Raw genomic sequence first — 11,808 nt, 5'->3', positions numbered from 1 at the left:
CCCCGTGCCGGCCGGAACGGTCAGGCGCGGTCGTCCGCCGGATAGCGGACGCCGATGCGGTCACGTACCGCGTCGAGCGTCCGCATCACGGCGAGCGAACCGTCCAGCGGCACCAGCGGGGACTCCGTCTCACCCGCGACCAGCGCACGCGTCACCTCTGCGGCCTCGTACTGCATGCCCGAAAGGCCCTGCGGTCCGGGGCCCGTGGTGATCTCCTCGGGCTCCCGGCCGGAACGGTGCAGGACGAAGCGCTCCGGGTGGAAGAAACCGTGCGGGAAGTCGATCCGCCCGGCCGTGCCGGTGACCGACGCCGTGGTGGGCAGGTTCCCCACGATCGAACAGCTCAGCAGGGCCGTGGCACCCGAGTCCCAGCCCAGCAGCATCCCGGTGTTGAGGTCGACGCCCTCCGGGGACAGCAGCGCGTCCGCCTGCACCCGGTCCGGCTCGCCCAGCAGCAGGTGCGCGAACGACACCGGGTAGACCCCGAGGTCCAGCAGCGCGCCGCCGCCCAGCGCGGGATCCCGCAGCCGGTGCTCGGCGCCGAAGGTGCCCGCGAAACCGAAGTCGGCCTGCACCGTGCGGATCTCGCCGATGGCTCCGTCCCGCACCAGCTCCGTCATGCGGCGGATGACCGGGTTGCAGTACGTCCACATGGCCTCCATGAGGAAGAGTCCGCGTTCCCGGGCCAGTGCCACGAGCTCCCGCGCCTCGCGCGCGTTGAGCGTGAACGCCTTCTCGCACAGCACGTGCTTCCCGGCCTCCAGGGCGAGCCCCGCGGCCTCCCGGTGCGCGGAGTGCGGCGTGGCCACGTACACGACGTCGACGTCGTCGTCGGCGACGAGTTCCGCCCAGCTGCCGTACGACCGCCCGATCCCGAACCGCTCGGCGAAGGCCTTCGCGGAGGCGTCCGTGCGGGAGGCGACCGCGACGACCTCGGCGCCGGAGTCCTTCATCGCCAGCAGATCCGCGGTGAACGTCGCGGCTATGCCGCCCGTCGCCAGTACACCCCAACGCACAGTCCTGCTCATGCCCGCCCGCCCTCATGAAAAAAGGTTCCGACCACTACGACTGAGCTGAGAGCATAGATGTGGATTCAACGAAGCGGAGACGAGGATGCCGGACAGCGGCGTGAGCCGGGCCCAGCAGGAACAGCAAGAACGACCGGATCAGTCCGAGCGCCACGAGCAGCGAGAGCGGCACATTCGCCCAGCACGGCAGGAACACCGGCAGGAACACATACCGGCGACCCCGGGCCCCTCGGCCACCGACGCGGCACGGCGGGCCGGAATCCTGGTCACCTTGGTCCTCGGCGGGCTGACCGCGCTGCCGCCGCTCTCGATGGACATGTACCTCCCGGCGCTGCCCGCGGTCACCGACTCGCTGCACGCCCCGGCCGCGACCGTCCAGCTCACGCTGACCGCGTGCCTCACCGGCATGGCGCTCGGCCAGCTCGTCGTCGGACCGATGAGCGACCGGTGGGGACGGCGCAAGCCGCTGCTCCTCGGCATGATCATCTACGTGGTCGCCACGGCGATCTGCGCCTTCGCCCCCTCCGCGGAACTCCTCATCGGTTTCCGCCTCCTGCAGGGACTGGCGGGCGCCGCGGGCATCGTGATCTCCAGGGCCGTGGTGCGCGACCTCTACGACGGCATGGAGATGGCCCGGTTCTTCTCCACCCTGATGCTGATCTCCGGCGTCGCCCCCGTCATCGCGCCCGTGATCGGCGGACAGGTGCTGCGGTTCACCGACTGGCGCGGCATCTTCGTCGTGCTCACCGCCGTCGGCGTGCTGCTCACCCTGATCGTGTGGAAGTGGCTGCACGAGACCCTGCCCGAGGAGGAACGGCACACCGGCGGCATCGGTGACGCGCTGCGCACCATGCGCGGCCTCCTGGCGGACCGGGTGTTCACCGGTTACATGATCGCGGGCAGTCTCGCCTTCGCCGCGCTGTTCGCCTACGTGAGCGCGTCCCCGTTCGTCGTGCAGGAGATCTACGGAGCCTCGCCGCAGACCTTCAGCCTGCTCTTCGGCATCAACTCGATCGGGCTGATCACCGTCGGCCAGATCAACGGCAAGGTGCTCGTCGGCCGGATCAGCCTCGACAAGGCGCTCGGTCTCGGACTCGCCGTCATCTCCCTCGCGGCCGTCGCCCTGCTGCTCATGACCTCCGGCGTGTTCGGCCACGTCGGCCTGCTGCCCGTCGCCACCGGGCTCTTCGTCCTGATGTCCGCCATGGGACTGGCGATGCCCAACACCAACGCCCAGGCCCTGATGCGCACGAAGCACGCGGCGGGGTCCGCCTCCGCGCTGCTCGGCACGACGTCGTTCCTCGTCGGCGCCATCGCCTCACCCCTGGTCGGGATCGCGGGGGAGCAGACCGCCGTACCCATGGCCGTGGTGCAGGTCGTGTGCGCTCTCTCGGCGGTGGCGTGCTTCCTCGGCCTGTGCCGGCCGTGGCAGAACAGGGGCGGACCGCAGGATCAGCCCACGCGCGGATAGCCCAGCAGGTGCAGCCGGTCCTTCCGGTCCGTCCAGCGGAACACTCCGATGCCGGACGTCTCCACCTCCGGCAGCCGCACATTCGGTGACAGCGGCTCGGTGCCCCAGGTCGTGAAGCTCATCGTGACCGGGGCCCCGCCGCTCTCCAGGGCGTCGGAGGCGTCGCGCGCGTTCGTCGCGCCGTACGCCGTGCCCTCGTCCGTCACCGAGGCGAGCGTCAGCTGCGCCGCCCCGTCCTCCTCCTCGAAGCAGACCCCCTTCGCCGCCGCCAGATCGAAGGCCAGGTTCCCCGCCACCAGGTAGCGGGCCGAAGGAGAGACGACGGCCTGCGGATGGCGCCCGGGCTCGATGGCCGGCTTGTGGCACTCCACCGAGACCATCGCCTTGCCGCTCGTGGCGTCGTGCACCGTCCACAGTTCGTGCGTCGCGGCACGCTTCGACCCCTTGGCGAGCCGCCACTTCGCCAGGATCCGGTCGGAGGCCACGGACGTCGGCACGCCGGAGAGCACGTCGGCGCCCTTGGGAGCGACCGTCCTGCTGAACCAGCCGCCCCGCACCCAGAATTCGCGCACCCCGCTGAACAGGAGCCCCTTCGCCGTCTGCCCGCGCACCTCGGTGAGCTGCTTGCAGGCGGCGCAGCCCTTCGGGTACGTCACCGAGGCGGCGCCGACCTCCGAGACCCGGCCGGTCACCGGGTCGACCGTCGCGCTGTTCGCACGGCCGTCGCTGATCAGGATGTCCGGGCCGGTCGCCGTGACCGTCGGCGCGCCGTTCCACGGCAGCTCGACCCGCCGGCGCTCGCCGTCCGCGGCGTCGTACACGTCGAGGGAGACGAAGGTGTCGGCCGGGGTCAGTCCGTCGCCGACCTTCCCGTACGACCAGGTCACGAAGAACTGCCGGTCCTCCTTGGCGACGCTCAGCAGCTTCGGGAAGTGCAGCGGGTCCGGCGGCCGCCAGGCCTCGCCGCTCCAGCCGTTGCGGCCCGTCTCCGTGTCGACGGTCCGCAGCCGGTAGCGGTTTTCGGAGGCCTTCACCAGATACGCGAGCCGGCCCGTCGTGTGCGAGAGGGCGTAGTCGGGCCCCACACCCACGATCTCCCAGCCGCGGGACGTCGTGTAGGCCGGCGGGACCGTCAACCGCGTCGCCGGGCCCGCGCTCTTCCTCACCGGCTTCTTCGGCTTGTCGTCCTTCTTGCCGCTGCCGCCGTCCCCGCCGCAGGTGGCCAGCAGGAGCAGCAGCGCAAGGAAGAGCACCCCGCCGACCAGGGCCAGGCGCACGATCTTCTGTCTCATGGTCCCCCCGATGAGAAATCCCCCCGACCGATCCCCGATGACCTGTCCCCGATCCGGCGCCGGTCAGCGTAGCAACAGGACAGCGGCCGGGAGCAGTTCGGTTCCGTCGCCGTTCTGTCCCGGTTCCGTACCGGACCGTCCGGCAGCGGCGGACCGGCCTCCTGCGCCTACAATTCGGCGGTGAACGCCACCCTCCCCACAGCGCAAGCCCTGCGCACGGCCCTGGACGCGCTGCTCGACGGGCTGCCGCCCAAGCAGGCCGCACAGGCCGTCGACCGGCTGATCGCCAGCTACCGCGGGACCACCCCCACCGACGCCCCGGTCCTGCGCGACCGCTCGGACGTCGCCGCGTACGCCGCGTACCGGATGCCCGCGACCTTCGAGGCCGTACGGTCCGCCCTCGCGGCATTCCGTGAGGCGGCGCCGGAGTGGGTGCCCGCCACGCACACCGACATCGGGGGCGGTACGGGCGCGGCGAGCTGGGCCGTCGCGGGAGCCTGGGAAGGGCCGCGCACGACCGTGCTGGACTGGGCCGAACCCGCCCTCGAGCTCGGCCGCGAACTGGCCGCGGCCTCGGGCATTCCCGGGCTGCGGGACGCCGAGTGGCAGCGAGCCAGGATCGGCACGGCGCTGGAACTCGCGCCCACGGATCTGGTGACCGTCTCGTACGTCCTCAAGGAGCTCACCCCGCAGGACCGGATCCAGGTGGTGGACGCGGCCGCGGCCGCCGCGCAGGCGGTGGTGATCGTCGAGCCGGGCACCCCCGACGGCTACGCCCGCATCATCGAGGCCCGCGACCTGCTGATCGGCGCCGGGCTGACCGTGGCGGCGCCCTGCCCGCACAGCGACGCCTGCCCCATCGAGCCGGGCACGGACTGGTGCCACTTCTCGGCGCGGGTCAGCCGCTCGTCCCTGCACCGCCGGGTGAAGGGCGGCTCGCTGAGCCACGAGGACGAGAAGTTCAGCTACGTCGTGGCGACCCGCTTCCCCACCGATCCGGTAGGGGCGCGGGTCACCCGGAGGCCGCAGATCCGCAAGGGCCAGGTGCTCCTCGAGCTCTGCACCCGCGAGGAGGGCCTGCAGCGCGCGACGGTCACCAAGCGGCACGGCGATCTGTACCGTGCCGCCCGGGACACCGCGTGGGGCGACGCCTGGCCGCCCCCGGAGAACCCCTAGGGTCGCAGCTCCTGGGTGCAGCACTTCACGCTGCCGCCGCCCTTGAGCAACTCGCCGAGGTCCATCGGAACCGGCTCGAAGCCGCGGTCCCGCAGCGGATCGAGGAGCCCGACGGCGGCCTGCGGAAGCAGCACGTGGCGGCCGTCGCTGACCGCGTTGAGGCCCAGCGCCGCGGCGTCCGCCTCTTCGGCGATCAGCGCGTCCGGGAAGAGCCTGGCCAGCACGGACCGGCTGCCCGGCGAGAAGGCCCCTGGGTAGTACATGATCTCGTCGGCCGCGTCGTCGAGGACGCACAGTGCCGTGTCCAGGTGGTAGTAGCGCGGATCCACCAGATCGAGGCCGATCACGGGGCGCCCGAAGAACTCCTGCGCCTCGTCGTGGGAGAGCGGACTGGACCGGAAGCCGCGCCCCGCCAGGAGGTACGAGGAGGTGACCGCGAAGTCGCCCTCCCCCTCGTTGACGTGATCCGGCTCATGGATGTCGGTGAAGCCGTTGGCCCGGAACCAGTCCCGGTGCGCCTCGGCCTCCGCGTACCGCTCCCGGTAGGCGAACAGGGCGCCCAGCACCCGTCCGTCGATGACGGTGGCGCCGTTGGCGGCGAACACCATGTCGGGGAGGTCCGGGTCCGGGGTGAGCAGCTCGACGGTGTGGCCGAGCGAGCGGTAGCGGTCGCGCAGGTCCTCCCACTGGGTGTTGGCCAGCGGCAGGTCGACAGGTTTCGAGGGGTCCATCCATGGGTTGATGGAGTACGTGACCTTGAAGTGGGCCGGGGCGCACATCAGGTAGCGACGAGGGGTGGCGTCACGGGTCAATGCAGGCTCCTCTCGAACGGCAGCCGGAGCTGCGGAACGGTGGGATGCGCACGGTCTGTGCGTGAGTTCATGGTGCGCTGCTCCCGGCCGATGCGCAGTGATCCGATCGGGTGGTTCATGCGATGGTCGTCAGGCAGCCAACAAGACGATACGTATCGGACCGTGGGCTTGTAGGCTGGGTGGATGTCACCCCACAAGGCGCCCGATTCCAGCCGCCGCAGCGACCGCTCCCGCCGTGCGATCTACGACGCCGCCCTCGCCCTCGTGGGCGAGGCCGGCTACGCGAGGACGACGATCGAGGGTATCGCCGCCCGCGCGGGGGTCGGCAAGCAGACGATCTACCGCTGGTGGCCGTCCAAGGCGGCCGTCCTCATGGAGGCCTTCATCGACGTGGGGACCCGGGCGGCCGAGGAGGCCGGTGACCGGGGCGGCTACGCGATCCCCGACACCGGGGACCTGGCGGCCGACCTCAAGCTCGTCCTGCGGGCGACCGTCGACGAACTGAACGACCCCGTGACCGAGGCGCCGATGCGCGCACTGGCCGCCGAGGGCGTCATCGATCCGGTGCTGGGCGCCCAGTTCGTCGAGAAGCTGCTCGATCCGCAGATGCAGTTGTATGTCACACGGCTGCGCTCCGCCCAGGAGGCCGGCGAGGTGCGCGGCGACATCGATCCGCGCATCGCGCTGGAGCTGCTGATCGCCCCGCTCACCCACCGCTGGCTGCTCCGGACCCTGCCGCTCACCCATGAGTACGCCGACGCGGTGGTCGACCTCACCCTGCGGGGACTCGCGGCCGGACCAGCGGAATAAAACGTCCATAACCTTACTTTCGGTGCAGGTGGGCTCCCTTCTCCGTGGAGCCCGGGGCACCCCGCTTGGGAACTCTGGCCACCCGAGGAGCAGGATGGTGGGACCATGGAGGAGCAACGCTGAGGTGAGGGGATAGATGGGCGCCGATTCCGGCCGCTATCGCGGCACAGAGAGCAGGATCTCCCAATGGCTGCGACGTCGGCCGAAACCGCAGCCGGAGGCTGACGACGCCGCCCGGCTGGAGCTGCTCCTGGCCGTCGCCGAGGCAGGTATGCCGATCTCTCCTGCCGCGCATCCCGCCGGATACCGATGTTCGTGCGAACGCATCGGCTGTCCCACGCCCGCCCGGCATCCCGTCTCGTTCGCCTGGCAGACGCAGTCCACGACCGACCGCGCGCAGATCGAGCGCTGGGCCGCGGGCCAGCCACTGGCCAACTTCATCACCGCCACGGGCATGATCCACGACGTCCTCGACGTCCCCCTGACGGCCGGCCGCGCCGCTCTGGAACGGCTCCTGGAAGCGGGCATCGACGTCGGCCCCGTGGCCCAGTCCGGCGAGGACCGGATGCTCTTCTTCACCGCCACCCGCGGTACCCCCGAGGACGAGGACGAGTGGTGGCCGTGCGAGCTGGACTGCCACCCCGAGACCATGGACGAGCACCCGGGTCTGCGCTGGCACTGCCGCGGCAGCTACGTCCTCCTGCCGCCCGCCCGGCTCCCCGGTGAGCTGGACGTGCACTGGATCCGCGGCGCGGAGAACCCGCTGCCCGACCCCCTGACCCTGCTCGAGACGCTGACCGACGCCTGTGCGCAGTACGCGGACACGGCCGACGAGAGCGACCTCGACCACGATTCCGTGGCCTGGCCGCTCAGCCGCTGAGGGACACCGCCGGACGAGGCGGCAGGTGACCCGAGGAGGTCACGATCCCTGTGCGGCGATCAGGCCGGGCAGCCGGTTCAGCACGCGCACCTTGCCGCCCGAGTCACCGGCGCCCCGCTTGGGCACGTACACCAGCTGGCTGGAGACCCGCTCCTTGGTGAGGGTGCTCTTCACCTCACCGGTGAGCAGCGCCTCCACGTCCGGGTTGACCGTGGGCCGCAGCCCCGACGCCGCGGTCTGCCGCTCGAAGTGCTTGCTGCTGAAGAAGACCAGGGCCCCGCCGTCCTCCGTCTTCAGGCCCAGCGGCGCGAACGTCCCGCTGTCCAGCGCCTGGTCGACGTACTGGAACGAGAAGCCGGCCCTGCGCGTGTTCTTGCGCGCGTCCCGCCAGCCCGACGTCGTCGGCCCCGGAGCGAAGACATCCGGTGATCCTTGCGACAGATAGCCCGTGTACGTCCCGCTGAGGCCCTTCGGCTGCACGGCCAGGGTGCCGTCGGTGTCGGCCGAGGGTACGGGCTGCGCCAGGCCGTCGGCGTCCTTGTGGAACTTCGGCACCTGGGACTGGGGGACGACCGCCAGATAGGCGGCCTTCCAGGGGGCGTCGGGGCCGGTGCGGAGGAACGCCAGCAGCCAGCGGGTGTCCTGCCGCCCGTTGTCCTGGTCGCGGTTGGAGTCCGTGTCCGCGACGAACCACCGGGGCCAGCCCGCCTTCTTGGGAATGCTGAACGTGGCGTCGGTCAGCTCCAGCGGCTTGTGCGACGCGTTTCCCTGCGGGCTGGACTTCCGACGGGCCTTCAGCCCGGCCTGGTTGATCGCGCCGAGCGAACCGGTCACCCGGTCCGCGTCCAGCGCCGGATCGTATGCCTTGTCCGCTTTGTTGTAGGCGACGAGGAAGTCATCGAGGGCCTGTGCGGCCTCAGTTCTCGTCGCTCCCGGCAGAACTTCCAGTTCGCCGTGCACCGTCACGCAGCCGCTCGCCGTCATGCTCAGCACCGCCGCTGTCGCGAGCCCCGTCGCCAGTCGACCCAGCCTTGTCATCCGTTGCCTTCTGCGCCTTCTGATCCGTCGTCCGCACTGACCGTCCGAACCCTACCGGGGCGAGGAACAGCGCGAGCGTGGGGATGAGATACAGCGCCCACACCGTGACCTGAAGAACGGTCGGATCGGGCTGGAAGTTGAAGACGCCCTTGAGCAGGGTGCCGTACCAGCTGTCCGGCGGAACCGTGGTGGTGATGTCGAACGCCTTGTCCTGCAGGCCGCCCAGGAAGCGGGCCTCCTGCAGGTCGTGCACGCCGTAGGCGAGCACGCCCGCCGCGACGACGACGAGCATGCCACCGGTCCAGGTGAAGAACCTCGACAGGTTGATCCTCAGCGCACCCCGGTAGAAGAGCCAGCCCAGCACGATCGCGGTCGCGATGCCCAGCAGCACCCCGATCAGCGGCGACGAGGAACCCTCGCCGCTCGCCCGCACCGAGGCCCACACGAAGAGCGCGGTCTCCAGACCCTCGCGGCCCACCGCGAGGAAGGCCGTGGCGACGAGCGCACCGGTGCCCATGGCGAGCGCCGCGTCGAGCCTGCCGTGCAGTTCGGCTTTCAGATGCCGCGCCGTCCGCCGCATCCAGAACACCATCCAGGTCACCAGCCCGACGGCGATGACCGACAGCGAACCGCCGAGCATCTCCTGCGCCTCGAACGTCAGCTCCTGCGAGCCGAATTCGAGTGCGGCGCCGAAGGCCAGCGAGATGGCGCAGGCGACGCCGATGCCCGTCCACACGGGGCGCAGGGCGTCACGGCGGCCGGTCTTGACCAGGTACGCGACGAGGATGCAGACGACCAGACTGGCCTCGAGACCCTCGCGCAGGCCGATCAGATAGTTGCCGAACATGCCGGTCCTTCCACGGTGTCGGTCATGAGAACAGTGCCCGGCCCCACCAGTCGTCCTTGTCGCGGACGCCCGGCGGAACGGCGAAGACCGCCGAACCCACGTGCTGGATGTACTCGTTGAGGGCGTCGTTCGCGGCGAGGCTGCGCTGCACCGGGATGAAGCCCTTGCGGACATCGCGCTGGTAGGCGAGGAAGAACAGTCCCGCGTCGAGCCTGCCCAGACCGTCCGTACCGTCGGTGAACGAGTAGCCGCGCCGCAGGAGCGAAGCCCCGCCGTTGGTGTCCGGGTGGGCGAGCCGTACGTGCGCGGTGGGCAGCATCGCCTTCAGGAACGGCTCGTCGCGCTCCTTCGCCTTGCCGACCGGGGCGCCCTCGCCCTTGTCCCGGCCGAAGATGTCCTCCTGCTCCTGGAGCCCAGTGCGGTCCCAGGTCTCGATGTGCATCCGGATACGGCGGGCCACCAGGTACGAACCCCCGGTCATCCACCCGCCGTCGTCCTTCGGGCCCACCCACACGTGCTTCGTCAGGGCGGCCTCATCGGTGCCCGCGATGTTCCGGGTGCCGTCCTTGAAACCCATCATGTTGCGCGGGGTCTGGGCGTCGGGCGTCGTCGACGAGGTCTTGCCGAAGCCCAGCTGCGACCAGCGGACCGAGGCGCGGCCCATGCCGATCCTGGCGAGGTTGCGGACCGCGTGCACGGCTACCTGCGGGTCGTCCGCGCACGCCTGGACGCACAGATCGCCGCCGCTGCGGGTGGCGTCGAGGTTGTCCCCGGGGAACTTCGGGAGATCCACGAGTGCTTCGGGACGGCGGTCCTGGAGGCCGAACCGGTCCGCGGCGAACAGGGACGGGCCGAAGCCGATGGTGAGCGTCAGCCGCGACGGCCTGAGGCCCAGCGCCTCACCGGTGTCGTCCGGCGGTGCCTCGGCCGGGCCTCCGTACGCGCCGTCGCCCACCGCCCGCCCGGCCGTCATGCGCTCGGCGGCCCGGGTCCACTCCTTGAGCAGGGCGATCAGCTCGGCCCTGTCCTTCGTCGTCACGTCGAACGCGGCGAAGTGCAGCCGGTCCTGTACGGCGGTGGCGATGCCCGCCTGGTGCGCACCGTGGAACGGCACTGCCGCGCCGCTGTCCGCCGCAGGCTCCGTATTTTCCTCGGAGCGCACCGCGGCGACCGCGCCGCCCGCCGCGACGGCGCCCAGCGCAAGCCCGGCACCGCCCCAGCCGAGCAGTGCGCGGCGGGACGGGGCGGAGTCCTTCTCCCCGGAGGTCTCGACGGCTCGGGGCCGCATTACTTCGTCACCGCGGCGGCGAGCCTGGACAGCGGCTCGGCGAGCGCGTTGACCGCGTCCGAGAGCTCCTTGCGGTCCGCCTTGCCGACCTTGTCGTACGAGGTGAACTCGTAGGACGCCTTGTCCGCGCGGTACTTGTCCAGCAGCGTGTCCAGCGCGGCGAACTGCTTGTCCAGGGTGGCGGTCAGCACCGGGTCGTTCTTCGTAGCGATCGGCTTGAGCAGCTCGTACGACTTCTCCGCACCCTCGACGTTGGCCTTGAAGTCGACGAGGTCGGTGTGGCTGTAGCGCTCCTCCTCGCCGGTGACCTTGCCGGTGGCCACCTCGTCGAGGAGTTCCTTGGCGCCGTTCGCCATCGAGGTCGGGGTGATCTCGGCCCTGCCGACCCGCTTCTGCCAGTCGGCCAGGTCCTTGTAGAGGAGGGGGGCGAGCGCCTTCTCCTCGGCGCCCAGCTTCTTGTCCTGCCACAGCGCCTTCTCCAGGCGGTGCCAGCCGGTCCACTTCTGGCCGTCCTCCAGGCCGTCCTCCCGGACGTCGACCTTCGGGTCGATGTCACCGAAGGACTCGGCGACCGGCTCGGTGCGCTCCCAGCCGATACGGGAGTCCGCGTACGCCTTCTTCGCCGCCTCGATGTCGCCGGCGGCCACGGCGTCCGTGAAGACCTTCACCTTGGGCAGTGTCTCGTCGGCCTGCGCCTGCACGTAGGTGCGGTAGCCGGCGACGGCCCTGTCCATCTCGGGGCTGCGCTCGGCCGCCTTTCCGCCGGTGACCTCGATCGTCGAGCGGATGCCCTCGCCCTTCATGCCGGGCTTGCAGGCGATCTCGTACGTACCGGACTTGACCTCGGCGGTGATCCTCGCCTTGGTGCCGGGGCCGATGTTCTCGCGCTCGGTGACGATGCGGTCGTCCGGGAACAGGACGTAGACCTCGGTGACCTTGGATCCCTTGTTCTCCACGGCGAGTTCGACGTGGCCGGCCGGGATCTTCGTCTTCGACACCTCGCACGCGTCGTCCTTCGCGACGACCTGAACGGCGCCGTCCCCCTTGCCGTCGCTCTTCTCGGCGCAGCCCGTGACGGCGGTCAGAGCGGCCACGGTCGCGGCAGCGGTGACAACGGAGAGACGAACGGCTCGCATGCGGGCTCCACAGGGGACGAGAGAACGGAG

10 protein-coding genes and 1 pseudogene are annotated in these 11,808 nt (G+C 70.8%); 4 read left to right on the top strand and 7 right to left on the bottom strand.

All coding sequences use genetic code 11. The features are described from left to right. Positions 1–20: 20 nt before the first annotated feature. Positions 21–1,028, bottom strand: a complete 1,008-nt coding sequence (locus ACFW9O_RS16965) for a Gfo/Idh/MocA family oxidoreductase (RefSeq protein ID WP_351171680.1) — start codon at positions 1,026–1,028, stop codon at positions 21–23. Between the two features lie 85 nt (positions 1,029–1,113). Here ACFW9O_RS16965 and ACFW9O_RS16960 point away from each other — a divergent pair, with 85 nt between their 5' ends. Further along, positions 1,114–2,499, top strand: a complete 1,386-nt coding sequence (locus ACFW9O_RS16960; protein ID WP_384610054.1) for a multidrug effflux MFS transporter — start codon at positions 1,114–1,116, stop codon at positions 2,497–2,499. On the opposite strand, the gene ACFW9O_RS16955 is transcribed toward ACFW9O_RS16960, so the two are convergent. Then, entirely contained in the window at positions 2,481–3,791 is a 1,311-nt protein-coding gene (locus tag ACFW9O_RS16955; protein WP_384610051.1) for a hypothetical protein, read from the bottom strand. The two genes, ACFW9O_RS16960 and ACFW9O_RS16955, sit on opposite strands and share 19 nt — an antisense overlap. 180 nt (positions 3,792–3,971) lie before the next feature. On the opposite strand from ACFW9O_RS16955, the gene ACFW9O_RS16950 reads away from it, so the two are divergent. Continuing rightward, a complete protein-coding gene (locus ACFW9O_RS16950; protein ID WP_384610048.1) occupies positions 3,972–4,967 on the top strand; it encodes a small ribosomal subunit Rsm22 family protein in 996 nt (331 codons plus the stop codon). Here the strand turns inward: ACFW9O_RS16950 and ddaH are convergent. Continuing rightward, positions 4,964–5,800 (bottom strand): annotated as a pseudogene (gene ddaH / locus ACFW9O_RS16945) (dimethylargininase); the annotation flags it as partial. The gene ACFW9O_RS16950 and the pseudogene ddaH overlap by 4 nt on opposite strands. 162 nt (positions 5,801–5,962) lie before the next feature. Between ddaH and ACFW9O_RS16940 the strand changes: the two are divergent. Both ACFW9O_RS16940 and ACFW9O_RS16935 read left to right on the top strand, forming a co-directional pair. Next, complete coding sequence (locus tag ACFW9O_RS16940; protein WP_384610045.1) at positions 5,963–6,589, top strand: TetR/AcrR family transcriptional regulator; 627 nt, start codon at positions 5,963–5,965, stop codon at positions 6,587–6,589. 136 nt (positions 6,590–6,725) lie between these two features. Continuing rightward, entirely contained in the window at positions 6,726–7,469 is a 744-nt protein-coding gene (locus ACFW9O_RS16935; protein ID WP_351171695.1) for a bifunctional DNA primase/polymerase, read from the top strand. Positions 7,470–7,508: 39 nt separating this feature from the next. Here ACFW9O_RS16935 and ACFW9O_RS16930 read toward each other — a convergent pair whose 3' ends face one another. From ACFW9O_RS16930 to efeO, 4 genes are read right to left on the bottom strand one after another with little or no spacing between them, the layout of a single operon-like run. Continuing rightward, entirely contained in the window at positions 7,509–8,453 is a 945-nt protein-coding gene (locus tag ACFW9O_RS16930) for a hypothetical protein (RefSeq protein WP_351171698.1), read from the bottom strand. Further along, complete coding sequence (gene efeU / locus ACFW9O_RS16925; RefSeq protein WP_384610041.1) at positions 8,386–9,354, bottom strand: iron uptake transporter permease EfeU; 969 nt, start codon at positions 9,352–9,354, stop codon at positions 8,386–8,388. Before efeU ends, ACFW9O_RS16930 begins: the two co-directional genes overlap by 68 nt. A 22-nt stretch (positions 9,355–9,376) precedes the next feature. Further along, complete coding sequence (gene efeB, locus ACFW9O_RS16920; protein ID WP_384610038.1) at positions 9,377–10,642, bottom strand: iron uptake transporter deferrochelatase/peroxidase subunit; 1,266 nt, start codon at positions 10,640–10,642, stop codon at positions 9,377–9,379. Beyond that, positions 10,642–11,778 (bottom strand): iron uptake system protein EfeO, encoded by a 1,137-nt coding sequence (gene efeO / locus ACFW9O_RS16915; protein ID WP_384610036.1) that lies wholly within the window; start codon positions 11,776–11,778, stop codon positions 10,642–10,644. Before efeO ends, efeB begins: the two co-directional genes overlap by 1 nt. Positions 11,779–11,808 lie beyond the last annotated feature (30 nt).

The organism is Streptomyces sp. NPDC059499 (genome assembly GCF_042749285.1).
Taxonomy (GTDB): Bacteria; Actinomycetota; Actinomycetes; order Streptomycetales; family Streptomycetaceae; genus Streptomyces.
This window is presented reverse-complemented; position numbering and strand designations above follow the sequence as displayed.

Excerpts from the sequence above, each read along its gene's own strand:
- ACFW9O_RS16965 (WP_351171680.1), bottom strand. The coding sequence starts at position 1,028 with ATGAGCAGGACTGTGCGTTGGGGTGTACTGGCGACGGGCGGCATAGCC.
- ACFW9O_RS16960 (WP_384610054.1), top strand. The coding sequence starts at position 1,114 with ATGCCGGACAGCGGCGTGAGCCGGGCCCAGCAGGAACAGCAAGAACGA.
- ACFW9O_RS16955 (WP_384610051.1), bottom strand. The coding sequence starts at position 3,791 with ATGAGACAGAAGATCGTGCGCCTGGCCCTGGTCGGCGGGGTGCTCTTC.
- ACFW9O_RS16940 (WP_384610045.1), top strand. The coding sequence starts at position 5,963 with ATGTCACCCCACAAGGCGCCCGATTCCAGCCGCCGCAGCGACCGCTCC.
- ACFW9O_RS16935 (WP_351171695.1), top strand. The coding sequence starts at position 6,726 with ATGGGCGCCGATTCCGGCCGCTATCGCGGCACAGAGAGCAGGATCTCC.
- ACFW9O_RS16930 (WP_351171698.1), bottom strand. The coding sequence starts at position 8,453 with ATGACGGCGAGCGGCTGCGTGACGGTGCACGGCGAACTGGAAGTTCTG.
- efeU (WP_384610041.1), bottom strand. The coding sequence starts at position 9,354 with ATGTTCGGCAACTATCTGATCGGCCTGCGCGAGGGTCTCGAGGCCAGT.
- efeB (WP_384610038.1), bottom strand. The coding sequence starts at position 10,642 with ATGCGGCCCCGAGCCGTCGAGACCTCCGGGGAGAAGGACTCCGCCCCG.
- efeO (WP_384610036.1), bottom strand. The coding sequence starts at position 11,778 with ATGCGAGCCGTTCGTCTCTCCGTTGTCACCGCTGCCGCGACCGTGGCC.